A 26,991-nucleotide genomic window follows, 5' to 3' on the forward strand; every position below is an offset into this window, starting at 1 on the left:
GGTTGGTAGCTGTAGTTTTTTATAGCTGCTAGCGCTCAAACAGCAAGGGCTAGGGCTTGAAAAGGCGCTAGCCCTTGTTTCTTTTCAAGAGTCGATATGAACGAGTTGGATTCCTTGGTCGAAAGCGCGCGCGAGCTGTTCGCGCGTACCGCAACCCCCGCCGAGCTGGAAAATGCCAAGGCCCAGTTCCTGGGCAAGTCGGGGCGCCTGACCGAGCTGATGAAGGGCATGGCGCAGCTTTCCGTCGAGGACAAGAAGACGCGCGGTGCCGCGATCAACGTTGCCAAGCAGGCCGTGGAGGCCGCATTGACGGCCCGCCGCCAGGCGCTGGCGGATGCCGAGCTGCAGGCGCAGCTCAAGGCCGAGGCGCTGGACGTGACGCTGCCCGGTCGCCAGCGCGGGCGTGGCGGGCTGCACCCGGTATCGCTCACGCTGGAGCGCATTGAGCGCATCTTCGGCTCCATGGGCTTCGAGGTGGCCGACGGCCCCGAGATCGAGACCGACTGGTTCAACTTCACCGCCTTGAACACGCCCGAGGACCATCCGGCGCGTTCCATGCACGACACCTTCTACGTGGAGGGCGGCACGCCCGAGGCGCCCAACCTGCTGCGCACGCACACCAGCCCTATGCAGGTGCGCTATGCGGTGCAGCATGTGAAGCGGCACCGCGGCCTGATCGACGCCGGCCAGGCCATGCCCGAGATCCGCGTGATCGCCCCGGGCCGCACCTACCGCGTCGATAGCGACGCGACCCACTCGCCCATGTTCCACCAGTGCGAGGGCCTGTGGATCGGCGAGAACGTGAGCTTCAAGGACCTGAAGGTCGTGTTCACGGCCTTTTGCAAGACGTTCTTTGAGAGCGACGATCTGGTGCTGCGCTTTCGCCCGAGCTTCTTCCCCTTCACCGAGCCCAGCGCCGAGATCGACATCCAGTTCCAGTCCGGCCCGCTGGCAGGCAAGTGGCTGGAGGTGGCGGGCTCGGGCCAGGTGCACCCCAACGTGGTGCGCAACATGGGCCTGGACCCGGAGCGCTTCATCGGCTTTGCCTTCGGCATGGGGCCGGACCGGCTGACCATGCTGCGCTATGGCGTGAACGATTTGCGCCTGTTCTTCGACGGCGACATCCGTTTCCTGTCGCAGTTCCAGTAATGCAAAAAAGTGAGCTGACTGCGCTTGCTATGAAACGGTTTCAGATGCATTTCATACTGAAACGTATAACCGACAAGCGCAAGCAGCTCTCTTTTCAAGAGCACGCCAAAGAAGTCTGACTATGCAATTTCCCGAATCCTGGTTGCGCGAATTCTGCAACCCGCCGCTCACCACCCAAGAACTGGCCGACACCCTGACCATGGCGGGGCTGGAGGTCGAAGAGTTGCAGCCCGTCGCGCCGCCGTTCACCAAGATCGTCGTGGGCGAGATCAAGGCGGCCGAGCAGCACCCCAACGCCGACCGCCTGCGTGTGTGCCAGGTCGACGTGGGGCAGCCCGAACTGCTCAGCATCGTTTGCGGCGCACCCAATGCCCGCGTGGGCATTCGCGTGCCCTGCGCCATGGTGGGCGCCGAGCTACCGCCGGGCGAGGACGGCAAGCCCTTCCTCATCAAGGTGGGCAAGCTGCGTGGCGTGGAGAGCTTCGGCATGCTGTGCTCGGCGCGCGAGCTCAAGCTGTCGGAAGACCACGGCGGCCTGCTGGAACTGCCGCTGGATGCCCCGCTGGGCCAGAGCATCCGCGACTACCTGCGGCTGGACGATACGCTGTTCACGCTCAAGCTCACGCCGAACCTGGCGCATTGCCTGAGCGTCTACGGCGTCGCGCGCGAGCTGTCGGCGCTGACCGGCGCGCCGCTCAAGGCGCCGCAGTTCCCACAGGTTGCCACCACCATTGACGACCGCCTGCCGGTGCGCGTGAGCGCGCCCGATCTGTGCGGCCGCTTCTCGGGCCGCGTGGTGCGCAACGTCAACACGCGCGCCACCACTCCGCAGTGGATGGTGGAGCGCCTGGAGCGCTGCGGGCAGCGCAGCGTTTCGCCGCTGGTGGACATCTCCAACTACGTGATGTTCGAACTGGGGCGCCCGTCGCACATCTTCGACCTGGACAAGATCCATGGCGGCCTCGACGTGCGCTGGGGCAAGGCGGGCGAGCAGATCAAGCTGCTCAACGGCAACACCGTCACCGTCGATGACAAGGTGGGCGTGATCGCCGACGACCGCGAGGTGGAATCCCTGGCGGGCATCATGGGTGGTGATGCCACGGCCGTCTCCGACGACACGCGCAGCATCTATGTGGAGGCCGCCTTCTGGTGGCCCGAGGCGGTCGCGGGGCGCTCGCGCCGCTACAACTTCTCCACCGATGCCGGCCATCGCTTCGAGCGCGGCGTGGACCCCGAGCTGACGGTGGAGCACATCGAACGCATCACCCAGTTGGTGATCGAGATCTGCGGCACGCCCGAGACGGCCTGCGCGCCCATCGACGACCTGCGCGTGAACATGCCCGCGCAGGGTGCGGTGCGCATGCGCGTGGCGCGCGCCGCCAAGGTGATCGGCATGCCGCTCACGCAGGCGCAATGCGTGGACGCGCTCAAGCGTCTGGGTCTGCCGGTGGAAGAGGGCGATGGCGTCGTGACCGTGGTGCCGCCGTCGTTCCGCTTCGACCTGCGCCTGGAGGAAGACCTGATCGAGGAGGTGGCGCGCGTGGTGGGCTACAACAACCTGCCCACGACGCCGCCGCTGGCACCCATCACGCCCAAGCTGCGCGCCGAGTCGCGCCGCAGCAGTTTCGCGGTGCGCCGCGAACTGGCGGCCCTGGGCTACCAGGAGACCATCAACTTCAGCTTCGTGGAAGAGCGCTGGGAGAACGAACTGGCGGGCAACGCGGCGCCGATCAAGCTGCTCAACCCCATCGCCAGCCATTTGAGCGTGATGCGCTCGTCGCTGCTGGGATCGCTGCTGCAGGTGCTGAAGTTCAACCTGGACCGCAAGGCGGGCCGGGTGCGTGTGTTCGAGCTGGGCCGCGTCTTCCTGCGCGACGCCGGCGTGCAGAACACCGACACCACGGTGCAGGGCTTCGCGCAGCCCATGCGCGTGGCGGCCCTGGCCTATGGCTCGGGCGACGCGCTGCAGTGGGGCCGCAAGGACAAGGCTGTGGACTTCTACGACGCCAAGGGCGACGTGGAGGCGCTGCTGGCGCCGCTGCGCCCCACGTTCGAGCCGGCCACGCACCCTGCATTGCACCCCGGCCGCTGCGCCCGCGTGTTGCTGGACGGGCAGGCCATCGGCTTCGTGGGCGAGCTGCATCCGCAATGGCGCCAGTCCTGGGACCTGCCGGCGGCGCCGGTCATGTTCGAGCTGGAGCTGGACGCCGTGCTGCAACGCAAGGTGCCCAGCTTCCGGGCTGTGGCCAAGCGACAGCTCGTGGAACGCGACATCGCCGTGGTCGTGGCCGAGCGCATCACCCATAGCGAGGTGATGCAGGCCGTCGGTGCAGCGCTGCCGGGTGACCTGCTGCGCTCGGCGGTGCTGTTCGACGTCTTCCGGCCCCAGCCGCAGCGTGCGGGGGAGACGGCGCCGGCGGGCGGCGGTTTGGCGCAGGGCGAAAAGAGCCTGGCCATTCGTCTGACGCTGGGCAGCGATACTGCCGCGCTGACGGATGCGGAGATCGACGCGGCCGTGCAGGCAGTGCTGCAGGCCCTGACCCACCAGACCGGAGCGAGGTTGCGATGACTTTGGGAGCGGAGCCTGGAACGATGGAACTCGCGGTGGAAAGCCTGGAGTCCCCTGCGCTGACCAAGGCGCAGCTGGCAGACCTGTTGTTCGAGCACATCGGCTTGAACAAGCGCGAATCCAAGGACATGGTGGATGCGTTCTTCGACCTGATCGTGCAGAGTCTGGTCGATGGTCAGGACGTCAAACTGTCGGGTTTCGGCAACTTCCAGATCCGCACCAAGGCCCCCCGGCCCGGGCGCAATCCGCGCACGGGCGAGGCCATTCCCATCGAGGCGCGGCGCGTGGTGACCTTCCATGCCAGCAGCAAGCTCAAGGAGCAGATCCAGGGGCCGTCCAAGGCGTGAATCCGGCGCGCAGGCCTGGGGTCCCTGGTGGCCCAAGGGCGCTTGCAGTACCCTTAACGGTTCTGCCTCTTCCATGCGAGTTTCATGAGCACCTTGCTGCCCTCCATCCCGGCCAAGCGCTACTTCACGATTGGTGAAGTGGCGGAGCTTTGCGGCGTCAAGCCGCATGTCTTGCGCTACTGGGAGCAGGAGTTCACGCAGCTGCGTCCCATGAAGCGGCGTGGCAATCGCCGCTACTACCAGCACCACGAGGTGCTGATGATCCGGCGCATCCGCGATCTGCTGTACGACCAGGGCTTCACCATCAGCGGTGCACGCAACCGTTTGCAGGAACTGGCCCATGCGGACCGAGGTGCGCGCGAAGCCGTGCCGGAAGGCCTGGGCGAGGAGGCTGCGTGTGCGGCGGCTCCGAACGGCGGTGACCCATCGGATGCAGCGGTGCCGATGGCTGCGCCGCTGAATTCGCACCAGCTGAGAAAAGAATTGGAAGAAATTCGCGCACTTCTCTTTTGCGACTGATTTTTCAGTATAGAATTCAAGTCTTGTCGGCGTGTAGCGCAGCCTGGTAGCGCACTTGCATGGGGTGCAAGGGGTCGCGAGTTCGAATCCCGCCACGCCGACCATTATTGATAAAGGCTCCTAGCTATCCAGCTAGGAGCCTTTTTTCATTTTCGGCTCACTACCCCTTTCTGCGGTTCACGTTGCCATGCCTCAATGGCTCAGCGCGCGCAGCACATTCGCCAACTTCTTCACGGCGACTTCCAGCTCGTTCGGCGTGTGGGCGGCGAACCCCATCAGAAACCCGGCCTTGTGTCTGGACGATGCGTGCAGTGCCGTCAGCCCCAGCAGGTCGATGCCGGCTCGGCGCGCAATATCCACGGCCTCATGCTCGGGAATGTCGCGTGTGAAGACGCAGGGCATCTGCATGCCGCCCGCCGGTACCCGCGGCTCCAGGAAATCGCTCAGATGCTCGCGCACCAACCGTGCCAGAACGTCCCGCCGCTGGGCATAGACGGCGCGCATGGTGCGCACATGCGCGCCCAGGTGCCCGCCCTCGATGAACCGCGCCAGCGTCAGTTGCGGGATGGGCGCACTGTGCCCGTCCAGCAAGGTGCGCGCCACCGTCATGGGTGCCACCAACTGGGGCGGCAAGACCATGTAGCCGATGCGCAGGCCGGGGAACAGCGATTTGGTGAAGGTGCCGATGTAGATCGTGCGTTCATGCGGATCAAGGCCCTGCACGCAGGCCGTGGGCTTGCCCGCGTAATGGAATTCGCTGTCGTAGTCGTCCTCGATGATCCAGGCCTGCTCCCGCTGCGCCCATTCGATGGCGGCCAGCCGCCGATCCAGCGCCAGCGTCGTGCCGGTGGGGAACTGGTGGGAGGGTGTCAGGAACACGGCCTTTGCAGGCTGCGCCGTCTGCAGAAGGTCCACCTGCATGCCATCGGCATCCAGCGGTACGGGCACGCATTCCAGCCCTGCCGCATCGAAGGCCTTGCGCGCGCCGTGATAGACGGGGTCTTCGATGAAGATGCGTTCGCCGGCATCAAGCAGCACGCTGGCGCACAAGGTCAGAGCCTGCTGTGAACTGGTCAGCACCAGCACGCGCTCGGGCGTGGCGCGTGCGCCGCGCTCCAGATTCACATAGTCGGCAATGGCCCGGCGCAGCGGCTCCATGCCCTGGGGCGGGCTGTGCAGCAGCGCCTGAGTGCCGTATTCCTTGAGCACCTGCCGTTGCAAGCGCTCCCAGGTATGCAGTGGGAAATTGCGCGTTTCCGGCACGCCAGGCGCAAAGGCGCGCGGTGCCAGAAAGTCGCGCACACCGCCTCCCGCAAACATGGCCTGACCGCGCTGGCTCAGCCGCAACGCGGGCTGGAGCCTAGCCGAGCGCCGCTGCAGGCCGTGCCCCGGCAGGCGTTGCACCTGCTCCGACACAAAGCTGCCGCTGCCCACGCGCCGCTCGATGAAGCCTTCGGCGTGCAACTGGCCGTAGGCCGCCTCCACCGTATCGCGCGAGACGCCCAGCGATTGGGCCAGCGCGCGCGAAGCGGGCAACGGGCGGCCCACCTCCAGCGCGCCGTCAAGGATCAGTTGCCGCATGGCTCGCTGGATGCGCACATGCCGCGGCAAGGCGCCATGCGCGGGGTCTCCCATCCAGGCCTTGACGGATTCAAGTTGGGCGTGTTTGAACAATTGGTCTGTATGCCTTGTTGAAAGTGGATGGTTTTACCAAGCCATTACACACCTATAAATCAAGTCCCCACGAGACAGTCCAATTTTTTGGGAGTCGTATCAAGACCATGTCATCCGCCAATTCGCCTTCGTCTCTTCGCTGGAGCGATCTCACCCATCCCATCGTGGCCGGCCTGATCTCGGTCATCGTCAACTACGGCGGCACTTTCATCCTGGTGTTCCAGGCGGCCAAGGTGGCGGGCCTCAGCCCCGAGCTGACGGCGTCGTGGGTGTGGTCGATTTCGATTGGCGTGGGCGTGACGGGATTGTTTCTGAGCTGGATGACGCGCGAGCCGATCATCACGGCCTGGTCCACGCCGGCGGCCGCGTTCCTTGTCACGGCATTGGCAACCACACCCTACGCCGAGGCCGTGGGGGCTTATCTGATATCGGCCGCGGCCTTCGTAGTGCTGGGGCTGTCGGGCTATTTCGAGAAGGTCATCCGGCTGATTCCTTCCGGCGTGGCCGCCGGCCTGCTCGCGGGCATCCTGCTGCAGTTCGGCATCCAGGCCTTTGGCGGCATGAGTGTCGACCCGACGTTGGCCGGTCTGCTGATCGTGTCTTATGTGGTGCTCAAGCGCGCCACGGCACGCTACGCCGTTGTCGGCATCCTGGTGCTGGGGCTGGCGTTCCTGCTGCTACAGCACCGGGTCGATCTGTCGGGGCTGGAGCTGCGCTTTGCCGCACCCGTGTTCACCCGGCCAGAGTTCTCGCTCAATGCCTTGCTCAGCGTCGCCTTGCCGCTGTTTCTGATCACGCTGACGGGCCAGTACATGCCCGGCATGCTGGTGCTGCGCAACGACGGCTTCAAGACCAGCGCCAACCCCATCGTGACCGTCACGGGCCTGGGCTCGCTGCTGATGGCGCCGTTCGGCTCGCATGCCTTCAACATCGCGGCCATCACGGCAGCCATCGCCACAGGCCGGGAGGCGCACGAGGACCCGTCCAAGCGCTGGATCGCCGGTATTGCCGCGGGCGTGTGCTACATCCTCGTCGGCGTGTTCGGGGTGACGCTGGCCGCCGTGTTCATGGCCTTCCCCGCGACCTTCATCACCACGCTGGCGGGCCTGGCGCTGCTCGGCACGATCGGCGGCAGCCTCGCGAACGCCCTGGCCGACGCCAAGACGCGCGAGGCCGCGCTGATCACCTTTCTGGCCGCTGCCGCCAACATCACCCTGTTCGGCATCGGTGGTGCGTTCTGGGGGCTGCTGATCGGTTTGCTCTCCTATGCCGTTCTCAACGGCCAGATGCCTTGGCGGAGACCGTCTGCCAGCGCTGCCATCGTCCAGTCCGCCATCAGGAAGGGATAAGCCATGCCTGCATCCACACAGACCCGCCACGACCAGCACGGCCTGTATCCCCAGGCCGCCACGGTCGAGGATTTCCAGTGCAACCTCGCCGCCGTACGGGCGCGCATCGCCGCCGCCTGTCAGCGCGTCGGCCGCGATCCGGCCAGCGTGCGGCTGCTGCCGGTGAGCAAGACCAAGCCCGAAGCCAGCCTGCGCCTGGCCTATGCGGCGGGCTGCCGCATGCTTGGCGAGAACAAGGTGCAGGAGGCTTCTGGCAAATGGGAGGCCATGCAGGACCTGGCCGATCTGCACTGGTCGGTCATCGGCCACCTGCAGACCAACAAGGCCAAGCTGGTGGCACGCTTTGCCAGCGAGTTCCAGGCGCTGGACAGCCTGCGCGTGGCCGAGGCGCTGGACAGGCGCTTGCAGGCCGAGGGGCGGTCGCTGGACGTGTTCGTGCAGATCAACACCTCGGGTGAGGCCAGCAAATACGGCCTGGTGCCCGAGGACGCGGCGGACTTCATCCAGCAACTGCCCGCGTTCTCCGCGTTGCGCGTGCGCGGGCTGATGACGCTGGCCCTGTTCTCCGCCGAGGCCGAACGCGTGCGCCGCTGCTTTGTCCTGCTGCGCGGCCTGCGCGAGCAACTGCGGCAAAGCGCGCCTGCGGGCATCGAGCTGCCGGAGTTGTCCATGGGCATGTCGGGCGATTTCGAGATCGCCATAGAAGAGGGCGCCACCGTGGTACGTGTGGGTCAGGCCATCTTTGGCGCGAGAGATCGGCCGGATAGTTACTACTGGCCCACCAGCATGGCGGAGGGAGCTCCATGATGGACCTGGATGGTTTGCCGGGCGAGCAGCCTTTGCGGCTCGACGTGGTGTCGGTGCAATCGAAGGTGGTCTATGGCCGCGTGGGCAACAACGCCGCCGTGCCCGCCCTCGAGGCGCTGGGCCTGTCGGTGGCGGCCGTGCCGACCGTGGTGCTCAGCAACACCCCGCATTACCCGACGGTGCACGGCGGCGCCTTGCCCATCGAATGGTTCGAGGGCTACTTGCAGGACCTGTCCGCGCGCGGCGCCCTGCGGTCGCTCAAGGCCGTGCTGGCCGGCTATCTGGGCAGCCCTGCCCAGGCCGTGGCGCTGGCCCGTTGGGCGCGCGCGCTGCTGGCCGAGCGCGCGGAGGTGCGCATCGTCATCGACCCCGTGATGGGTGACCACGACCACGGCATCTATGTTGACGCGGGCATGGCATCCGCCTATCGGGAGCATCTGCTGCCGCTGGCACACGGACTGACGCCCAACGGCTTCGAGCTGGCGCGGCTCACCGGACTGCCGGTGAACGATGTCGCCAGCGTCGCGGCCGCCGCGCGCACCTTGCTGGTCGGTCGCACCGAATGGGTGGCCGTGACCAGTGCCGCGCCGCAGACATGGGCGCCGGGCGAGATGCAGGTCGTCCTCGTAACCCGTGCGCATGTCCATGTCCTCACCCACCCGTGCGTCGGCATCGTTCCCAAGGGAACCGGCGACTTGTTCTGCGCGGCACTGACGGGGCACTGGCTGGGCGGAGTGCCCCTGCCAGAGGCCGCGGCCAGGGCCTGCCAGCAAGTCGTGCAGGTTCTGCGTCACACCGAACAGGCGCAATGCGCCGAACTCTTGCTGCCCGCGCAGGCGAGAGGCCAGGCCCATCGCCCAGGGCATCCGCCTGAACTGATTCGGGCCCGCCAATTTTCATTCGCCTGCCACCGGAGCATTCCTTCATGACGTCAACCCCTACCCACCTGATGCGGGCTTACTCCCGCCAACCTGTCTCTTTCGTGTGCGGCAGCGGCGCCTTCCTGTGGGACGAGCAGGGCGCGCAGTATCTGGACGCCATCGCCGGCGTGGCCGTCACCAGCCTGGGCCATGCCCACCCCGAAATCGCTGCAGTCGTCGCGGAGCAGGCGGGCATGCTGCTACATACCTCCAACGTGTTCCGCATCGAATGGCAAGAGCGGCTGGGCGAGCGCTTGTGCGCGCTGTCCGGCATGGGGAAGGTCTTTTTCTGCAACTCCGGTGCCGAGGCCAACGAGACCGCCATCAAGCTCGCCCGGCTGCACGGCCATCGCAAGCAGGTGGAGCAGCCGCAAATCCTGGTGATGGAGAACGCCTTTCACGGCCGCACGCTGGCCACGCTCTCTGCCACGGGCAACCCCGCCGCGCAAAGCGGCTTCGAGCCGCTGCTGCCCGGCTTCGTGCGCGTGCCCTATGACGACATCGACGCCGTGCGCAGTGCGGCGCAAGACTGCCCCGGCATCGTCGCCGTGCTGGTGGAGCCCGTACAAGGTGAAGGCGGCATCCGCGTCGCCAGCCCCGACTACCTGCGGGCGCTGCGTGCCCTGTGCGACCGCCACGGCTGGCTGCTGATGCTCGACGAGATCCAGACTGGTCTGGGCCGTACGGGCGCCTGGTTTGCGCACCAGCATGCCGGTGTTGCCCCCGACGTGATGACCCTGGCGAAGGCGCTGGGCAACGGCTTGCCCATCGGCGCCTGCCTGGCGCGTGGCGCCGCGGCCGACCTGTTCTCGCCCGGGCAGCATGGCTCCACCTTCGGTGGCAACCCGCTGGCCTGCCGCGTGGCCTGCACCGTGCTCGACATCATGGAGCGCGACCGCTTGCCGCTGCGGGCCGCCTTGCTGGGCGAGCGCCTGCTGGCCGGGCTGCGGCAGGCCTTGGGCCGCCATCCGGACGTGCAGTCCATCCGGGGGCTGGGGCTGATGGCGGGCATCGAGCTGGGCGGTAACTGCCAGGAGCTGGTTGGCCGCGCACTGGCGGAGCAGTACCTGCTGATCACCGTGACCCGCGAGCGCACCATCCGCCTGCTACCGCCGCTGGTGTGCAGCGAGGCGCAGATCGACGACATCGTGGCACGAGTGGCTCGTCTGCTGGCGCCCAGCGGGGGTGGTGCCGTGGCGGCGGAGCAGGGCGCGGCGGCACCGATGGCGCTGGCGCCATGAATGCGGCTTGCTGGCAGGTGGGCCTGCCATGAACCGGCTTGCCGCCAAAGCCGCGCACCTGGCCGCGCAAGGACGTAGGGCGCTCGTCCCCTACGTGGTGGGCGGCTACCCCTATGCCGACATCACGCCCGCCCTGATGCACGTACTGGTCGAGGCCGGTGCCGACGCCATTGCGCTGTGCGTACCGTTCTCCGGCCCATCTGGCGACGAACCGCTCATCCAGGCGGCCCGTCAACATGCCTTGCGGCTGGGCACCGGGCTGCCGCAGGTGCTGGACCATGTGCGGCAGTTCCGCCAATCGGACAGCGACACGCCTGTGGTGCTGCTGGGCCATGCCCACCTCATTGAACGCCACGACCCGTTGCGCCAGCCGGGCGCCCTTGCCGAGGACGCCGCCCGCGCCGGCGTGGATGGCTTACTGGTGGCCGATGGTCCGCAGGAGTTGTCCGGGTCCCTGGCCGGGCTGGGCGGCGCCAGCCTGGCCGACGCCCAGGCGATTGGCGCACGGCTCATCGACAGCCTGGCCGGCAAACCCGCAGCCGAGGCGCTGGCCGCAGCCAGCGACCTCATCCGCGCCACCCGCCGGCAACTGGACCTGAATGCCGCCGAATCCCCCCGAATTTCCAAACCTCAACGCACCCGTCGATAGGACACCCACCATGTACGACCCATCCCTGACCCTCGCGGACTTCGACCCGGAGCTGGCCGCAGCCATTCGCAGCGAAGAGCGCCGCCAGGAAGACCATGTCGAACTGATCGCCTCCGAAAACTACGCCAGCCCGCTGGTCATGGCCGTGCAGAACTCGGTTTTCACCAACAAGTACGCCGAAGGCTACCCCGGCCGCCGCTATTACAGCGGTTGCGACAACGTGGACGTGGCCGAGCGCCTGGCCATCGAGCGTGTCAAGGCATTGTTCGAATGCGACTACGCCAACGTGCAGCCGCACGCTGGTGCGCAGGCCAATGCGGCGGTCTTTCTGGCCCTGGCCCAGCCCGGCGACACCGTCATGGGCATGAACCTGGCCCAGGGCGGCCACCTGACCCACGGCAATCCCTCCAACTTCTCCGGCCGGCATTACAAGATCGTGCCCTATGGCCTTGACCCCGAGACGGGGCTGATCGACTACGACGAGATGGAGCGCATTGCGCTGGCAACCCGGCCCAAGATGCTCATCGGCGGCTTCTCGGCCTACTCGCGCCACAAGGACTGGGCACGCATGCGCGCCATCGCCGACAAGGTGGGCGCCATCTTCTGGGTGGACATGGCCCATGTGGCGGGGCTGGTCGCGGCCGGCGAGTACCCCAACCCGCTGCCCCACGCCCACGTGGTCACCAGCACCACGCACAAGACCCTGCGCGGCCCGCGCGGCGGCATCATCCTGGCCCAGGGGCAGGGCGAGGATTTCTGCAAGAAACTCGATTCAGGCGTTTTCCCCGGCATCCAGGGCGGTCCGCTGATGCACAGCATCGCGGCCAAGGCCATTGCCTTCAAGGAGGCGCTGCAACCCGGCTTCAAGACCTACCAGCGCCAGGTCATCGCCAACGCTCGCGCCATGGCGGCCGTGCTGCAGCAGCGCGGCTATCGCATCGTCTCGGGCGGTACCGACAACCACCTGATGCTCATCGACCTGTCCAGCAAGCCCTACACGGGCAAGGACGCCGATGCCGCGCTTGCCGGTGCCTGGATCACCACCAACAAGAACTCCGTGCCCAACGACCCGCGCTCGCCATTCGTCACCTCGGGGGTGCGCATCGGCACACCGGCCGTCACCACGCGCGGCTTTGGCGTGGCCGAGTGCGAACGGCTTGCCGGCTGGCTGTGCGACGTGCTGGACGCTCTTGAAGCAGGACAGCTCGAAGCCGTATCCGCTCGGGTGCGCGAGCAGGTGAGGGCGCTGTGCCGACAGCACCCCGTGTACCGTTCCTACGCCGACGGGATGTAATCCAGGGGCAGGGCGGTCGTCCATTTGATTTGCTCCATGGCGAAGCTGGACGACACGCCCGACAGTTCTATGCCCTTGACCAGGCGCTTGTAGACGGCGTCATAGCTGCTGACATCGGGGACCACCACGCGCAGCAGGTAATCAATGTCTCCACTCATGCGGTAGAACTCCACGATCTCGGGGATGTCTGCCACCACGCGCGTGAGCTTGCGCATCCACTGGTCGTTGTGCTGGGTGGTGCGTATGGACACGAAGACCGTCACGCCCACGTTCAGCTTTTGCGGCGATAGCAGGGCCACGCGGCGTTGGATGTAGCCCTCCTGTTCCAATCGTTGCAGCCTGCGCCAGCACGGCGTGGCAGACAGGTGCACGGCCTCGCTGAGCTGCTGCAGCGAAAGAGTGGCGTCCTCTTGCAGTAGGGACAAAATTTGTATGTCTATCCGATCCATGGGAATTAATTTCCACAAATAAAAATTTGAGTGGAATTATTTTGCGTCAATTGGGCTGGAGTGCCTGAAATTTGAATCCCTTTTCCAACAGGGAATTTCTAGACTGGAGCACATTCCAAGACCCCTTGATTGCCTCCATGCCCGCAACCGCGAAAGCCTCCACATTCCTCGCCCATGCCGCACGCCGCCCCGAGCTGCACCACGGCATGGTCAACACGCCGATCTACCGGGGCTCCACGATCCTGTCCTCCACCCTGGCGGAATGGGAAAGCCGCAAGCAGCCCGACAACCCCTACGCCTCCTACGGCCGGTTCGGCACACCCACCACGGGCGCCCTGGAGGAAATCATGGCCGAGGCCGAGGGCGGCTACCGTTCCCTGGTCCTGCCTTCGGGCCTGGCGGCCTGCACCCATGCCATCCTGGCCCTGGTCAGCGCCGGCGACCATGTGCTGCTGCCCGACAGCGTCTACGGCCCCACCCGGGCCTTTGCCGAGCAGGTGCTGGCGCGCTTCGGCATAGAGGCCGAGTTCTACGACTCGCGTGTGGGCGCCGGTATTGCCGGGCAACTGCGTCCCCGCACCCGCGTGGTGTTCGTCGAGGCGCCGGGCTCGGGCACCTTCGAGATGCAGGACATTCCCGCCATCGCCGCCCAGGCCCATGCCGTGGGCGCCTACGTGGTCATGGACAACACCTGGGCCACGCCGCTGTTCTTCAAGCCCTTCGAGCATGGCGTGGACGTGTCGGTGCAGGCCGGAACCAAGTACTTGGTGGGCCACTCGGACGCCATTCTGGGCGTTGCCACCGCCAACGAACGCGCCTGGCCGCTGCTGCGCAAGGGCGTGCAGGATTTCGGCCAGACCGTGGGCCCTGACGACGTGTTTCTGGCGCTGCGCGGCGTGCGCACCCTGGCCTTGCGCATGCAGCAGCATTGGGCCACGGGCCTGCACCTGGCGCAGATGCTGTCGAGCCACCCGCTGGTCGAGCGCGTCATGCATCCGGCGCTGCCCGGCGACCCGGGTCATGCGCTGTGGAAGCGCGACTTCCTGGGGGCGAGCGGCCTGTTCTCGATCGCACTGCGCCCCATGGGCCGGGAGGCCCTGGCCGCGTTCTTCGACGGCTTGAAGCTGTTCGGCATCGGGCTGTCCTGGGGCGGCTACGAAAGCCTGGTCCTGCCCATGGACCGGCCCAGGCGCAATACCCGGGCCTGGGATCTGGAGGGCCCCCTGGTGCGCATACACGCGGGCCTGGAGGATGCCCAGGACCTGGCGGCCGACCTGCTGCAGGCGCTGGAGGCGGTAGAGCAGTGCATGGAGCGCAGCGGCAGCGCTCTGCTGCAGGCCCACTAGGTTTTTCTGATTTGATTACCCTCGCACCTTTTTTTTGACTGCCAACAAGGAGACAAACATGTTCGCCATTTCCCGTCGCAGCTTCGCATGGGGCGCTTGCGCGCTGCTGGCCGCAGCACCGGCCCTGGCCCAGGCGCAGGCCTATCCCTCGGGCAGCACGCCCATCCGCCTGGTCGTGCCGTACGCGGCTGGCGGTTCCTCGGACTTCCTGGCGCGGCTGCTGGTGCGCAAGATGGGCGACAACATGAAGCACCCCTTCATCGTGGACAACCGCCCGGGCGGCAACACCATCATCGCGGCCGAGCACATTGCCAAGTCCAAGCCTGACGGCTACACCATCTACCTCATCGGCGAGCTGACCCATGCCTCGCTGAGCGCGCTCAACGCCAAGCTGCCGTTCGACCCGGTCAAGGACTTTGCCGGCATCTCCAACCTCGTGGAATCGCCTCTGGTGGTTTCCGTGCCGCCGCAGTTCCCGGCCTCCAACCTCAAGGAGTTCGTGGACTACGCCAAGGTCCATCCGGGCGAGGTCAACTTCGGCTCCGCCGGGCTGGGCAACACCCTGCACCTGGCCGGCGAGAACTTCTCGCGCCAGACGGGCGTGCAGATGAGCCATGTGCAGTACAAGGGCGCGTCGCAGGCCATCCTGGACCTGCTGGCCGGCCGCATCCAGGTCATGTTCGACCTGCCCCAGACGCCGCTGCCGCATATCCAGAGCGGCAAGCTCAAGGCCCTGGCCGTGACCTCGGCCAAGCGCCTGCCCATGCTGCCCGATGTCCCCACGACCACCGAGGCCGGCTTTCCCAACTACCGCTTCGCGACGCGCATCGGCGTGGCGGCTCCGGGCGGTACGCCCAAGCCCATCCTGGACAAGCTCTACGCCGAGGTCACCAAGGCCGTGAACGACCCCGAGTTCCGCGCTGCCGTGGAAGGTCAGGCCATGTTCCCCGCGCCCAGCACCTCGCCCGCGGACTACTCCAAGCGCCTGCAAGACAGCATGGTCACCGTGGGTGAGCTGCTGCGCGGCGCCAACGTGCAGCCCCGCTGAGCGCCGCGCGCCGCCTGTCCTATCGTTTTTTGCCTTGCCATGAAGAACATGAACCAACGCCAACGCTTTCTCGCCGCCGTCAAGGGCCAGCCCGTCGACCGTCCTCCCGTCACGGCCTGGGTGCACTTTCTGTCCGACCATTTGAAGGGCCGCCAGACGGCCGACCTGCACATCGAGTTCCTGCGCGAATACCAATGGGACGTGCTCAAGGTCATGAACGACTACCGCTACCCGGTGCCTGCCGGCGTGCAAACGCTGGAAGACCCGGCCAGCCTGCGCGCCTACACGCGGATCTCGCTCAAGGATCCCTGCTTCGTGGCCCAGCTCGAATGCCTGCAGCGCATCCAGGAAGCCTGTCCTGACACGCCCCTGCTGGAAACGGGCTTCGAGCCCTACCAGCAAATCGTGCGCAACATCGGCTTCACGCAGGCCCAGAACCTGTACCGCCACCGCGGCGAGGCACTGGCCGCGCTGGAGGTGGTGACCGAAGTCATGTGCGACTACATCGCCGCGGTGAAGGCCCTGGGCATCGAGGGCATGTTCCTGTCCATCAACGGCGCCATTCCGTCCCATGTAGCGCGCGGCGCCACCGAGGAGCAGCACGAGACGTTCCAGAAGCCCTTCACCGTGGCCGTGCTCCAGGCCGCCGAAGGCATGGCGCGCGTGCTGCACGTGCACGGCAGCTCGCTGGAAATGGACCGGGTGCAAGGCTATCCGTTCGAGGTGCTCAGCGTCTCCGACCGCCTGCCCACCAACCCCAGCCTGGCCCAGCTGCGCGCCATGACCGACAAGTGCCTGATGGGCGGCATCGACGAGACGCGCATCCAGGAGCGTGCTCTGCCCGAGATCGCCGCCGAGGTGGACGACAGTCTGCAGCAGGTGGGCCGCGACAACTTCATCATCGCGCCCGGCTGCACCATTCCCTCGTTCACCTCGCAGCGCAATCTGCGCTATCTGCGCGAGTACACGCTGGGCCTGTAAGGCGCAGCACCGCCCCCGCCCCCGTTCCCCGCGGCCCATGCCGGCTCCTGCCCTGGAGCGGCAGGGGCTTGCTCAGCCATTTTTCCGCCATGCATTCCTTGACCGACGCCAGCCCGCTGCAGGCCCTGAACGACCCGCAGCTCTTGACAACCCATGCCCTGATCGGCGGCCGCTGGGTCGCGGGCGAGCAGCGCTTTGCCGTGCAGGACCCGGCCACGGGCGCGCACCTGGCCGACGTGGCCAACCTGGGGCCGGAGCATGCCCGGCAGGCCATCCAGGCGGCCGAGGCCGCGGGGGTGGAATGGCGGCGCAAGACCGCCAAGGAGCGCAGCCAGCTGCTGCGCCGCTGGTTCGATCTGCTGCTGGCGCATGCGGACGACCTGGCGCGCATCATGACGGCGGAGCAGGGCAAGCCCCTGGCCGAGGCGCGCGGCGAGGTGGCCTACGCGGCCAGCTTCGTCGAGTGGTTTGCCGAAGAGGCCAAGCGCGTGAACGGCGAGACCCTGCCCACCTTCGACAACAACCGCCGCCTGCTGGTGCTGCGCCAGCCCATCGGCGTGTGCGCGGCCATCACGCCCTGGAACTTCCCGCTGGCCATGATCACGCGCAAGGTGGCGCCGGCGCTGGCCGCGGGCTGCACGGTGGTCGTCAAGCCGGCCGAACTCACGCCGCTGACGGCGCTGGCCGCGGCCGAGCTGGCCCAGCGCGCGGGCATCCCGGCCGGCGTGCTGAACGTGCTCAGCGCCGATGGCGCCAACTCCGTGGCCATTGGCCGGCTGCTGTGCGAGAGCGACGTGGTGCGCCACCTCAGCTTCACGGGCTCCACCGAGGTCGGCCGCATCCTCATGGCGCAGTGCGCGCCCACGGTGAAGAAGCTGAGCCTGGAGCTGGGCGGCAACGCCCCCTTCATCGTGTTCAACGATGCCGACCTGGACTCGGCCGTGGAAGGCGCCTTCGCCAGCAAGTTCCGCAACTCGGGCCAGACCTGCGTGTGCACCAACCGCTTCTATGTGCAGGACGGCGTGTACGACGCCTTCGTCGAGAAGTTCGCCCGGCGCGTGCGCCAGGCCAAGGTGGGCAATGGCTTCGAGGACGGCGTGGTGCAGGGCCCGCTCATCGAAGAGGCCGCCCTGGACAAGGTGCAGCGCCATATCGACGACGCGCTCGCCGGTGGCGCCCGCGTGGCGGCGGGCGGCCAGCGCCTGCGCGCGCTGGGCAGCGGCCAGTTCTTCGAGCCCACCGTCCTGGCCGACGTGACGCCGGCCATGGCCTGCACGCGCGAGGAAACCTTCGGCCCGCTGGCGCCCGTGCTGCGTTTTCACACCGAGGACGAGGTCATTGCCGCCGCCAACGCCACCGAGTCCGGCCTGGCCAGCTACGTGTACACGCGCGACGTGGGGCGCATCTTCCGCGTGGGCGAGGCGCTGGAATACGGCATGGTGGGCGTGAACGTGGGCATTTTGGCCACCGAGCATGTGCCCTTCGGCGGCGTCAAGCAATCCGGCCTGGGCCGCGAGGGCTCGCGCCACGGCATGGACGACTACGTGGAGATCAAGTACCTGTGCGTTGGCGACATCCTGCAGTCGCCCGCGGAAGCGGCCCCATAGGGCGGGTGGCGCGCGGGGCCCGGCAACCGTGGCACCATGCCGCTTTTGCACACAGGAGTGAAGCCATGAAGTTGTGGCTGGCTGGCGTCGCGGGCGCCATGATTTTGGCGGGCTGCGCAAACAGGCAGACCCTGGTTCCCCAGATCCAGCAGGGCGTGGCCGAAGGCGGCGCCAAGACGGTGACCGTGGCGCCCGAGAGCGTGGTGTGCTCGCAGCCGCGCTGCCCCACGCTGGCGGCGGCGTGGACCAGCGCCAAGCCCGGCCAGGCGGTGCTCACGGTGGGCCTGCCCCACCAGACGGCCGAGGTGACGGGGGCGGACTTCCACCTGGGCGCCAGCCAAGCGATCCGGGTGCGCTCGCGCTCGCGCGCCGAGGCGCCGGCCCTGGGCTATCCCGCCACGTCCTTCGACGTGCCCCTGCGCCTGGTGGACCAGATCGCCTACACCCCGCGCAGCTGGGTGCGGGTGTACACGGCGGACGGGCGCAGCCTGGACGAGACCATCAACAGCGGCGAGCAGCGCGGCAAGGCGGTGGAGTCGATGAGCTACTTCCTGACGGCCGTGGAGGGCGCCAGCGGCAAGCCGGTCAGCCCTGACAGCAACCGCGGCGGCCTGCTGGACCGCCTGGGCGGCAAGTAGCAGCTCAGCGGTCCACGTCCAGCCGCCACCACATCACGGCGAACAGCGCCACGGCGCTGGCCGTGCCCAGCATGCTGTGGACGTGGAACAGCGCCAGCGGCACGGCCCAGATCATCATCCGCAGCGACTGGCTGTAATACAGGCCGGCGCGCGCCAGGCTGCGCTCGCCATGGGCCTGCCAGGTGCGGCGCGCGGCCGACTCCACCGGCATGCCCGCCACGAAGCCCGCATGGTGGTAGTTGCGCGCGGCCAGCATGGACGTGAGGAAGGCCAGCGCCAGCAGCACCAGCACCGCAAACGCATTCCAGAACGCCAGGCCCTGCGCGCTGCCCAGGCCCGGAAAGCCGTGGTGCCACCACTGCGATGGCCAGTGGCCCTGCGTGAGCGTGAGCCCGCCCATGAAGGCCAGCGTGGCCGTGGTGGCCGTCATGGTGCAGGACATGAGGGAGTTGCGCAGCGTCTGCACGCCCAGCACCTCGGAGCCCTTGTGCTCGGCGACGGCGGCAAACCATTCCTGGCGTAGGCGGGTGTTGGCGCGGGTGGCCGGCGGCGTCATGAGCCAGTGCCGGGCCAGATACAGCATGGGCAGCGCGGCGGCGACGAGGAACAGCAGGGAATCCATGGTGTTAATGTGCTATGAAATAAGGAGCTTGTCGCGCTTGCCATTCGGGCGTCTTGGCATCGAATGCATCTGAATCGCCCGAAGGTCAAGCGCTACCAGCTATCGTTTCAGGAGCGCGTGCGCCAGTCCCAGGCGTGCTGCGCCAGCATGCCCACCAGCATGGCGGCCACGAAGAGCCAGACCTCGCCGTGCAGCGTGGCCAGGTTCATCACCGCCGGGCCGGGGCAAAAGCCCGCCAGGCCCCAGCCGGCGCCGAACAGCGCGGCGCCCGTGAGCAGGCGGCCGTCCACGGCCGTGGCCGTGGGCAGTTGCATGGGCCCGCCCAGCAGGGCGGTCTTGCGCCGGCGGGCCCAGGCGAAGGCCAGCAGGCCCACGGCGATGGCGCCGCCCATGACGAAGGCGAGCGACGGGTCCCAGCCCCCGAAGAGGTCCAGAAAGTTCTGCACCTTGGCCGGGTTGCCCATGCCGGAAAGAATCAGCCCCAGCCCGAAGATCAGGCCTGCGGCAAGCGAAGCGATGGCGGCGGTCATGTGTGGATCTCCTTGTGTGTGGGTGCGGTTCAGGCCAGTACGTGGCGCACCACGAAGACGGTGGCGACGCCCGTGGCTATGAAGGTGAGGGTGGCCGCCAGCGAGCGCAGCGACAGGCGCGAGAGCCCGCACACGCCATGCCCGCTGGTGCAGCCCGAGCCCAGCCGCGTGCCAAAGCCCACCAGCAGCCCGGCCGCGATGAGGGTCAGCGGGTCGCTGGGTATCTCCATGGGCGGCAGCGGCGCGAACAGCTGCCACACCAGCGGCGCGGTCACCAGGCCGAGCACGAAGGCCGCGCGCCAGCCCCAGCCGCCAAAGCCGGCCCAGGTGCCGCGCTGCAGCAGCGCGCCCACGATGCCGCTGATGCCCGCGATGCGGCCCAGCAGCACGATCAGCAGCGCGGCGGCCAGCCCGATCAGCAGGCCGCCCGCCAGCGAGGCCCAGGGCGTGAAGGAATTCCAGAGAATGGTCATGGTGTCAGGCTCCTTGTGTGCAAAACAGCCGGTGCAGGGACTGCATGAGCTGCAGCGCCCGGTCGTCGGCCAGGTGGTACCAGATGAACTTGCCCTCGCGCCGCGTGCCCACCAGGCCGTCGCGGCGCAGAACGCCCAGCTGCTGCGACAGCGTGGGCTGGGCCACGCCGGTGAGCTGTTCCAGCTCGCCCACGGTGCGCTCGCGCTCGGCCAGCTGGCACAGCAGCAGCAGCCGGTCCTCGTTGCCCAGCAGCTTTAGCATGGCCACCGCCTCGCCCGCGTGGGAGCGCATGGCGGCCAGGTCCAGTTCCGTCGTTGGTGTGTCTTCAGGCATGGTGGAAGGGGTGCGGTGCAATACAATATGTTTTTATATAATATATCGAAAAATAGATTGTTGCCGCGCCGCCATCCCCTGCGGCCGTGCAAGCCCCATAACCGGAAAGGATGACCCCATGTCCCAGGACTTCATGCATATCGAGGCCTTCTTTGACGCCGTGACCGGCACCGTGAGCCATGTGCTGGCCGACACCCGGGCGGGGCAGGCGGCGGTGATCGACCCGGTGCTGGACTTCGATCCCAAGTCCGGCACGCTGACCAGCGCCTCGTCCGACCGCATCATTGACTACGTGCGCGCCCAGGGCTGGCAGGTGCAGTGGATCCTGGAGACGCACGCCCATGCGGACCACCTCTCGGGCGCGCAGCACATTCGCCACCACCTGGGGGGCAAGGTGGCCATCGGCGCGCATATCCGCCAGGTGCAGCAGCTGTTTCGCCGCGTGTTCCATTTCGAGCATGCCTTCCTGCCCGACGGCAGCCAGTTCGACCACCTGTTCGAGGACGGCGAGACCTTCCGCGTGGGCGGGCTGGAGGTGACCGCCCTGCTGGTGCCCGGCCACACCCCGGCCGACATGGCCTACCGCGTGGGTGGCGACGTCTTCGTGGGCGACACGCTGTTCATGCCCGACGTGGGCACGGCGCGCGCCGACTTTCCCGGCGGCGACGCGGCCACGCTGTACCGCTCCATCCGCCGCATCCTGGCGCTGCCGCAGGACACGCGCATCCATGTGTGCCACGACTACCCGCCCGCCGGCCGCGCGCCCGCCTGGGTCAGCACCGTGGCCGAGCAGCGGCGCGCCAACATCCATGTGCACGACGGCGTGGACGAGGCCGCCTTCGTGCAGATGCGCACCGCGCGCGACGCGACGCTGGCCATGCCCACGCTGATCCTGCCGTCCGTGCAGGTCAACCTGCGCGCGGGCAAGCTGCCGCCCGCGCAGGACGACGGGCGCACCTACATCCAGCTGCCGGTGAACGCCTTTCTGAAGGGCGAGGGCGCGCCGCAGGGCGTGTGGTGACCCGGGCCGGGCGCGGCCGTCAATCGCTGTTAATCGGCCATCAATCGGCCGTGGGGCCGGTGATGCGCGCCAGGTGGTGCGCCAGCGTGGCCGCGGACAGCTCGCCCGCGCGCACGGCGGTCAGGCGGCCCCGGCCGTCATAGAACAGCGTGGTGGGCAGGGCCCGGTGGCCCAGCTCGCGGCCCAGCTGCGAGGACTGATCCAGCACCACGTCGGCCGGCGGCAGGCCATGCCCGGCGGCGAAGCGGGCGACGACGGCCGGGTCCTCGCCCTGGTTGATCCACAGAAACCGCACCTGCGGCTGCGCGTTGCGCGCCTGCAGCAGCACCGGCATCTCGCGCCGGCAGGGCGGGCACCAGCTGGCCCACAGGTTCACCACCACCGGCTGGCCGCGCAGCTCGGGCATGGCGACGGTGCGCGCATCCAGGGCCACGCCGCGCCAAGGCGGCAGGCCATCCTGGTCCTTTGGCGCCGTGGCCTGCAGCAGCGCCAGGCCCGACAGCCAGACGGCGGCGAATGTGGCCAGCCCCAGGGCGGCGGGCCGGCGCCAGGGGCTGCGCCGCAGCCACAGCACGGCCACATAGAGCAGGGCGGCGCCCAGGCCGGCCCAGGGCTCCCAGCCCCCGTCGCGGATGTCGATCACCGACCAGGGGGCGGCGGCATATTCGCCCGCGTAGCGCAGCACAAAGGCCAGGCGCGCCGCCAGCAGCGCCAGCAGGGCCAGCCGCCAGCCATGCGGGCCGTGCGCCAGGCCCTGGCGCGCCGACAGGCGTTCGTACACCAGGCTGCCCAGCTGCCAGCCGGCCAGCAGGATCAGCATGGCCCAGGGCAGCACCAGGGGGCCGAGTTGCAGCACGCGTTCCATCGTCTCAACCCCCGGCCACGCTGGGCATGGCCGCCTGCGCGGGCAGGCTCAGGCGTGCCAGCAGCCCCGGCGCGCCTGGCTCCAGCACCAGCGTGCCGCCCACGCTTTCGGCAATGCGCCGCACGATGGTCAGGCCCAGCCCGCTGCCCGGGCCGCTGCCGGACTTGCGCCAAAAGCGCTGCATGGCCTGCTCGCACTCCTGGGCCGTGAGGCCCGGCCCCTGGTCGTGCACGCACATTTCCACCCGCCCCAAGTCGCCGGGTTGGGCGGCGTCGGCGTGCCACTGCAGCGTGACGTTCACCGGCTCCGCACCGCGGTGGTGGCGCAGCGCGTTGTCGATCAGGTTGGTGATGGCGCAGGTCAGCAGCGCCGGCGCCAGCGGCAGCTGGATGGCTTCCCAGGCCTGCGGGTCGGCCGGTAACTGGCGCATGTCCAGCGGCCGGGCGGGCAGGGGCCCGCCCTCGCCGCTAGCGCGCTGCTGCGACTGGCGGCACGCCAGCTGGAAGGCCTGGGCAATGCCCGCGCCCGTGGTGCTGCGTGCCTCGCCGGCGCTGGCGCTTTCCACCCGGGCCAGCTGCAGCAGCTGCTCCAGCGTGGCGTGCATGTGGTCAATGCCTTCGCCCGCCTGGCGCAGGGCATTGGCGGCGATCTCGGGCGAGGCGTCCGGCCGCTTGGCGGCCAGCGCCAGCTGCGCCACCTGCACATGGGTCTTGATGGCCGTGAGCGGGGTGCGCAGCTCGTGCGCGGCGTCGGCGGTCCAGCGGCGCTCATGCTCGATGCTGGCATCCATGCGCGCCAGCAGCTGGTTCAGGCTGTCCACCAGCGGGGCTAGCTCCTGGGTGTCATGGCCCGACTGCACGGGCGTGGGGTCTTGCGGCGGGCGTCGGCCCAGTTCCTCGCGCAGCTGCTCCAGGGGCTGCAGGCTGTGCGAGCAAATCCACCAGGTGAGCAGCAGGATGCCGCCCAGCGCCAGGGCAAAGGGCAGCACCAGCGTGCGCACGAAGGTCTCCACCAGATGATCGCGCACGTCCAGCCGGTCGGCGGTGGCCACGCGCACGCCGTTTTCCTCCTGCACATAGGTGCGCCACTGCTTGCCGCCCTTGGTGATCTGGCCAAAGCCCGCGCTGCCGGCCGACGCCAGGTCCGGAATGTTGCTGGTGCGGGCGATGGGCAGTATGTCCACCTCGCTGCGCACCAGGCTCACCTCGCAGGCCACGCCGTCGCGCGCAATCACCGACAGCAGCGCGTCGTTGTGCGCGCCCGGCGCGGCGGCCAGCTCGGCGTGCTGGAACTGCTGCACGATGCCCACCACCATCTTGGCCGATGCGATCAGCCGCTCGTCCAGCATGGTGCGCAGCTCGCGCTGCATGTTGGTGAACTGCCAGGCCGCCACGCCGCCCCAGATCAGGCAGATGGTCAGGCTCAGGCCCAGCATCAGCCGCAGGCGCAGGCTCTTGCGCGGCGCCGCCGTCATGCCGCACCGCCGCAGTAGCGCGTGCCCAGGCGAAAGCCCAGGCCGCGCACCGTGTCGATGATGTCGGCCCCCAGCTTGCGGCGCAGGTGGTGCACATGCACGTTGACCGTGTTGCTGCCCACGTCCAGGTCCAGGCCATACAGGCTGTCGTGCAGCTGCGCCGGGCTCAGCACCCGGCCCCGCGCCTGCAGCAGCGCCTGCAGCAGCATCCACTCGCGGCGCGAAATGTCCACCGGAGCGCCGTCGCGCACAACCTCGCCCGTGGTCATGTTCACCAGGCAGTCGCCCAGCGCCAGCAGATCGCTGGCCCGCCCGCCCGCGCGGCGCAGCAGGGCCTGCAGGCGCAGCACCAGCTCCTGCAGGTCGAAGGGCTTGGTCAGGTAGTCGTCGGTTCCGGTCTGGAAGCCGGCCACCTTGTCCTCGATGGTGCCGCGCGCGGTGAGGATGAGCACGGGCAGGTCATGCCCCCTGGCACGCCAGCGGCGCAGCAGGTTGATGCCATCGCCATCGGGCAGCCCCAGGTCGAGCACGCAGGCATCGAAGTCGCGGCTGGCCATGCGGGCCTCGGCCTGGGCCACGCTGGCCGCCGTGTCGCTGGTGAAGCCATGCAGCTCCAGCCCGGTCCGGATGCCGCTGGCCACCAGGGCGTTGTCTTCGACGATCAGGATGTGCATGCAGGCTCGTTGGGCAAAAGCCCGCATTCTAGGAATGGCACGTTATCCCCGCATTACGGCGCGTTGCTGGGCCCGCTGTACCGAATGCGGCCCTGGTGCGGGCCTGGCCGTACCGGGCCTTGCCTTCGCAGAAGTCCTGTATCTGACAGACTCCCCGCAACAGGGCATCGCACCGTGGCGCGCTCCACCTGTTACGCCTTCCGCCGCAACCACTTGACCATCAGCCACCCGGCCAGGCCTGCCACGCCCAGCACAACGCACAGCTCGTACACCCCGTCATGCGAAATCAGACCCAGCAAGGGATTCGCATCGGAGAAAGGGCGCAGCGGGTGCATGTCGCGGTGCATCAAGGCATCCAGAACCACATGGCTCAACGTGCCCGCCAACGCGCCCGACAGCACGGCGGCTGGAGGCGGAGCGGCCATTTCGGCCAGCCAGGGAAGGTGGAGACAACGAACCGCCAGGTTGTATCTGCGAAGCAAAAAACCACACACCCACGGAGAAACCCACGCCACCAACAGCCCGATGACCAAGGCACCCAGAAACGTGTGTGTGGGCCCATGGAGGACCGCAGCCCCGCGAAGCATGCCGATCAATGGCTCCATATCCATCGCAATCTGCGCCAGGCCAAACGCAATGAGACTGAAGCGCTGCTGGGCGGCTGACTTCAACGCCAGCGCGGCACCCATGTGAAAAGGCGTGAAGGGCATGCAGAAACACGCAATGGAAGTAAATGAGGGGATGGCGTGGAGAGTCTATGCAGGCCTGCGGGCTGCAAACGCTAGTTCGCAAAATCGGCCAGCACCGCGAGCACGCTGGCAACGGCTGGGTTCAGCGCGGGCGTTGCCCGGTGTGCCACCGCCATGGGCCGCATGAGAGCAGGAGACAGCGGGCGCACTTGAACGCCGGGTGTATCCGTCTGGTCCTGCACCTCTTCCAGCGGAAGCAGGGCCGCACTTTGGCTGGCAGCGGCCAGGCTTTTCAGGGCGCCGGGGTAGCTCAGTGTGAGGAAGGGGCGGGGGTGAAAGCCTGCTTGACCAAACCAGGCCGCGATCAGCCCATGCATCTGCGTTGCCGGCGCGAAGGAGGCCCAGCGGCGGCTGGCCAGCCAGGCCGGAGTGACCCGCGCGGGCGGGTTCCAGGCGCTGGGCACTACCGCCACCATGGTGTCGTTGCGCCACGGCGTGATCAGCACCTCCGCGCTTGGGAGTTGGGGACTGGCGACGACGGCGACGTCCAGCGTGCCTGCCTTCAGGCGCTGCATTGCGTCGGCCGAGCCCACGGCCTCCAGCTTGACCTCCACGTCCGGGCTTCGCTGGCCCAGCGCCTCCAGCATCAGGGGCAGCAGCCGCGTGCTCACCCCCGCAGAAACGCCCACCTTGACCAAGCCCGTGCGGCCCGATGCGCGGCGCTGCACCAGGTCGATGAGATCATCGCTGGCTGCGAGCAGCTTGCGCCCTTCCTCTACCAGCACCTGGCCGGCGGCGGTCAGTTCGGCCTGCCGACGCCCGCGCACAAGCAGCGCCGCCTGCATACGGGACTCCAGTTCCTTGATGTGCAGGCTCACCGTGGGCGGTGCCAGGTGCAGGGCCTGCGCAGCGGCGGCGAAGGTGCCCAGGTCGGCGATGGCGATCAGCGTCTGTAGTTGGTCGAGATTGAGGTTGCGCATCAGTATTTCTGAATTGAATCTTCATTGAATTCAACTTTACAGATGCTACCCGCGCCGCGACATTCGCAGCCCATGGTTCACGACGATACCCACAGCCCCACGCATGCCCAGCCCTTGCCGCAACAGGGGCAGGAAGGCCCCCGGCGCAGCCGCCTGCGCATTTGGCTCGTAAGTCTGCAGGCGGCTCTGGCGCGCGCCGAGCGGCACATCACCGAGAACTTCAGGGTTCCGCCCCATGGGGGTTAGGGGCGGTTTCCATTCACACCTTGCGCCCCCCCATCGGCAACCCCTACAGCACTACTGCCCCCGACATCCAGTCGATCCACGCGTTGTCCTTGGCCGGACGGGTGGGGTCGGCAAAGCCCAAAGGTGGCATAGCTTATTTGCTCCAAGGTGATGTGCTTTTGCTCCTTGCCGGTAACAATGAGCTCAACCAATACGGCCTCTTTTTGGCCAAATGAAATAACGCATTCCACCAGTGCATACAGTGAAATCTCGTTTGGATTGAAGTATTTAACTTGGATTGATTGCGTAACGTTACTAGAGATTTCTTCGACCTCAGCAATACATTGAACGAAATCGTTCTCGATTGCCTCTGCCAAGTTGCGGCCATAGGCAAGCGCATATCCAAATTTGTTCACCAAGGCCGTGAAGTTTCTTTCCTCCAGCAAAGCAAGCGCCTCCTTTCCAAATTGGGTTAGCGACTGCGTATCGATTTGGTTCGGAGAGAGTTTCATGTTGC

General features: G+C 67.6%; 28 protein-coding genes and 1 tRNA gene. 17 read left to right on the forward strand and 12 right to left on the reverse strand.

Features of this window, described 5'->3' with window-relative positions; genetic code table 11:
* Positions 1-96: 96 nt before the first annotated feature.
* The 5 genes from pheS (at position 97) to BP68_RS00255 (ending at position 4,688) form a co-directional block, all read left to right on the forward strand.
* Positions 97-1,149 (forward strand): phenylalanine--tRNA ligase subunit alpha, encoded by a 1,053-nt coding sequence (gene pheS / locus BP68_RS00235; RefSeq protein ID WP_496367884.1) that lies wholly within the window; start codon positions 97-99, stop codon positions 1,147-1,149.
* A gap of 121 nt (positions 1,150-1,270) precedes the next feature.
* Entirely contained in the window at positions 1,271-3,718 is a 2,448-nt protein-coding gene (pheT, locus tag BP68_RS00240) for a phenylalanine--tRNA ligase subunit beta (protein WP_496367886.1), read from the forward strand.
* Positions 3,715-4,065: an integration host factor subunit alpha gene (locus BP68_RS00245; RefSeq protein ID WP_496367888.1), complete on the forward strand. Its 351-nt coding sequence runs from the start codon at positions 3,715-3,717 to the stop codon at positions 4,063-4,065. The genes pheT and BP68_RS00245 overlap by 4 nt, the downstream gene beginning before the upstream one ends.
* An 84-nt stretch (positions 4,066-4,149) precedes the next feature.
* Positions 4,150-4,584, forward strand: coding sequence for a MerR family transcriptional regulator (locus BP68_RS00250; protein WP_496367890.1), 435 nt, complete (start codon positions 4,150-4,152; stop codon positions 4,582-4,584).
* 27 nt (positions 4,585-4,611) lie between these two features.
* Positions 4,612-4,688, forward strand: a tRNA-Pro gene (locus tag BP68_RS00255).
* A gap of 88 nt (positions 4,689-4,776) precedes the next feature.
* Here the strand turns inward: BP68_RS00255 and pdxR are convergent.
* Positions 4,777-6,258 (reverse strand): MocR-like pyridoxine biosynthesis transcription factor PdxR, encoded by a 1,482-nt coding sequence (pdxR, locus tag BP68_RS00260; protein WP_496367892.1) that lies wholly within the window; start codon positions 6,256-6,258, stop codon positions 4,777-4,779.
* 107 nt (positions 6,259-6,365) lie between these two features.
* Here pdxR and BP68_RS00265 point away from each other — a divergent pair, with 107 nt between their 5' ends.
* Genes BP68_RS00265 through glyA form a run of 6 tightly spaced genes read left to right on the forward strand, consistent with a single transcriptional unit; the run spans position 6,366 to position 12,518 of the window.
* Entirely contained in the window at positions 6,366-7,607 is a 1,242-nt protein-coding gene (locus BP68_RS00265) for a benzoate/H(+) symporter BenE family transporter (RefSeq protein ID WP_496367894.1), read from the forward strand.
* Between the two features lie 3 nt (positions 7,608-7,610).
* On the forward strand, positions 7,611-8,414 hold the full coding sequence (locus BP68_RS00270; protein WP_496367896.1) for a YggS family pyridoxal phosphate-dependent enzyme: 804 nt from the start codon (positions 7,611-7,613) through the stop codon (positions 8,412-8,414).
* Entirely contained in the window at positions 8,411-9,343 is a 933-nt protein-coding gene (gene pdxK / locus BP68_RS00275; RefSeq protein ID WP_496367898.1) for a pyridoxine/pyridoxal/pyridoxamine kinase, read from the forward strand. Before BP68_RS00270 ends, pdxK begins: the two co-directional genes overlap by 4 nt.
* Complete coding sequence (locus tag BP68_RS00280; RefSeq protein ID WP_496367900.1) at positions 9,340-10,575, forward strand: aspartate aminotransferase family protein; 1,236 nt, start codon at positions 9,340-9,342, stop codon at positions 10,573-10,575. The genes pdxK and BP68_RS00280 overlap by 4 nt, the downstream gene beginning before the upstream one ends.
* Before the next feature lie 28 nt (positions 10,576-10,603).
* Positions 10,604-11,224, forward strand: a complete 621-nt coding sequence (locus BP68_RS00285; RefSeq protein ID WP_496367902.1) for a tryptophan synthase subunit alpha — start codon at positions 10,604-10,606, stop codon at positions 11,222-11,224.
* Between the two features lie 10 nt (positions 11,225-11,234).
* Positions 11,235-12,518, forward strand: a complete 1,284-nt coding sequence (gene glyA, locus BP68_RS00290; RefSeq protein WP_496367904.1) for a serine hydroxymethyltransferase — start codon at positions 11,235-11,237, stop codon at positions 12,516-12,518.
* Here the strand turns inward: glyA and BP68_RS00295 are convergent.
* Positions 12,500-12,967 (reverse strand): Lrp/AsnC family transcriptional regulator, encoded by a 468-nt coding sequence (locus BP68_RS00295; protein ID WP_496367906.1) that lies wholly within the window; start codon positions 12,965-12,967, stop codon positions 12,500-12,502. The two genes, glyA and BP68_RS00295, sit on opposite strands and share 19 nt — an antisense overlap.
* Before the next feature lie 137 nt (positions 12,968-13,104).
* Between BP68_RS00295 and metC the strand changes: the two genes are divergently transcribed.
* The 5 genes from metC (at position 13,105) to BP68_RS00320 (ending at position 18,587) form a co-directional block, all read left to right on the forward strand.
* Positions 13,105-14,313 carry a cystathionine beta-lyase gene (gene metC, locus BP68_RS00300; RefSeq protein ID WP_496367908.1) on the forward strand — a complete coding sequence of 403 codons (1,209 nt, stop codon included), beginning with the start codon at positions 13,105-13,107 and terminating at the stop codon, positions 14,311-14,313.
* Between the two features lie 58 nt (positions 14,314-14,371).
* Complete coding sequence (locus BP68_RS00305; protein WP_496367910.1) at positions 14,372-15,361, forward strand: Bug family tripartite tricarboxylate transporter substrate binding protein; 990 nt, start codon at positions 14,372-14,374, stop codon at positions 15,359-15,361.
* A 48-nt stretch (positions 15,362-15,409) separates the two neighbouring features.
* On the forward strand, positions 15,410-16,342 hold the full coding sequence (locus BP68_RS00310; RefSeq protein ID WP_496367912.1) for a uroporphyrinogen decarboxylase family protein: 933 nt from the start codon (positions 15,410-15,412) through the stop codon (positions 16,340-16,342).
* A gap of 89 nt (positions 16,343-16,431) precedes the next feature.
* Positions 16,432-17,949, forward strand: a complete 1,518-nt coding sequence (locus BP68_RS00315; RefSeq protein ID WP_496367914.1) for an NAD-dependent succinate-semialdehyde dehydrogenase — start codon at positions 16,432-16,434, stop codon at positions 17,947-17,949.
* 65 nt (positions 17,950-18,014) lie between these two features.
* A complete protein-coding gene (locus BP68_RS00320) occupies positions 18,015-18,587 on the forward strand; it encodes a hypothetical protein (protein ID WP_496367916.1) in 573 nt (190 codons plus the stop codon).
* 4 nt (positions 18,588-18,591) lie between these two features.
* On the opposite strand, the gene BP68_RS00325 is transcribed toward BP68_RS00320, so the two are convergent.
* The 4 genes from BP68_RS00325 to BP68_RS00340 all read right to left on the reverse strand — a co-directional run bounded on the left by BP68_RS00325 (position 18,592) and on the right by BP68_RS00340 (position 20,546).
* Complete coding sequence (locus BP68_RS00325; RefSeq protein ID WP_496367918.1) at positions 18,592-19,209, reverse strand: DUF599 family protein; 618 nt, start codon at positions 19,207-19,209, stop codon at positions 18,592-18,594.
* A 107-nt stretch (positions 19,210-19,316) separates the two neighbouring features.
* The gene (locus BP68_RS00330) at positions 19,317-19,739 is read right to left on the reverse strand and encodes a DUF6691 family protein (protein WP_496367920.1); all 423 of its coding nucleotides are present in this window, start codon (positions 19,737-19,739) and stop codon (positions 19,317-19,319) included.
* Positions 19,740-19,768: 29 nt separating this feature from the next.
* Complete coding sequence (locus BP68_RS00335) at positions 19,769-20,212, reverse strand: YeeE/YedE family protein (protein WP_496367922.1); 444 nt, start codon at positions 20,210-20,212, stop codon at positions 19,769-19,771.
* A 4-nt stretch (positions 20,213-20,216) separates the two neighbouring features.
* Positions 20,217-20,546 carry an ArsR/SmtB family transcription factor gene (locus BP68_RS00340; protein ID WP_496367924.1) on the reverse strand — a complete coding sequence of 110 codons (330 nt, stop codon included), beginning with the start codon at positions 20,544-20,546 and terminating at the stop codon, positions 20,217-20,219.
* A 118-nt stretch (positions 20,547-20,664) separates the two neighbouring features.
* Between BP68_RS00340 and BP68_RS00345 the strand changes: the two genes are divergently transcribed.
* Positions 20,665-21,567 carry an MBL fold metallo-hydrolase gene (locus tag BP68_RS00345; protein ID WP_496367926.1) on the forward strand — a complete coding sequence of 301 codons (903 nt, stop codon included), beginning with the start codon at positions 20,665-20,667 and terminating at the stop codon, positions 21,565-21,567.
* Positions 21,568-21,607: 40 nt separating this feature from the next.
* Here BP68_RS00345 and BP68_RS00350 read toward each other — a convergent pair whose 3' ends face one another.
* The 6 genes from BP68_RS00350 to BP68_RS00375 all read right to left on the reverse strand — a co-directional run bounded on the left by BP68_RS00350 (position 21,608) and on the right by BP68_RS00375 (position 26,986).
* The gene (locus tag BP68_RS00350; protein WP_496367928.1) at positions 21,608-22,432 is read right to left on the reverse strand and encodes a TlpA family protein disulfide reductase; all 825 of its coding nucleotides are present in this window, start codon (positions 22,430-22,432) and stop codon (positions 21,608-21,610) included.
* 4 nt (positions 22,433-22,436) lie between these two features.
* Positions 22,437-23,906: an ATP-binding protein gene (locus BP68_RS00355; protein WP_496367930.1), complete on the reverse strand. Its 1,470-nt coding sequence runs from the start codon at positions 23,904-23,906 to the stop codon at positions 22,437-22,439.
* A complete protein-coding gene (locus BP68_RS00360; protein WP_496367932.1) occupies positions 23,903-24,580 on the reverse strand; it encodes a response regulator in 678 nt (225 codons plus the stop codon). Before BP68_RS00360 ends, BP68_RS00355 begins: the two co-directional genes overlap by 4 nt.
* 191 nt (positions 24,581-24,771) lie before the next feature.
* Positions 24,772-25,290, reverse strand: coding sequence for a DUF4184 family protein (locus tag BP68_RS00365; RefSeq protein ID WP_496367934.1), 519 nt, complete (start codon positions 25,288-25,290; stop codon positions 24,772-24,774).
* A 71-nt stretch (positions 25,291-25,361) separates the two neighbouring features.
* Entirely contained in the window at positions 25,362-26,249 is an 888-nt protein-coding gene (locus tag BP68_RS00370; protein ID WP_496367936.1) for a LysR family transcriptional regulator, read from the reverse strand.
* A gap of 242 nt (positions 26,250-26,491) precedes the next feature.
* Positions 26,492-26,986 carry a hypothetical protein gene (locus BP68_RS00375; RefSeq protein ID WP_496367938.1) on the reverse strand — a complete coding sequence of 165 codons (495 nt, stop codon included), beginning with the start codon at positions 26,984-26,986 and terminating at the stop codon, positions 26,492-26,494.
* Positions 26,987-26,991 lie beyond the last annotated feature (5 nt).

It is taken from the genome of Diaphorobacter oryzae DSM 22780, from assembly GCF_059568935.1.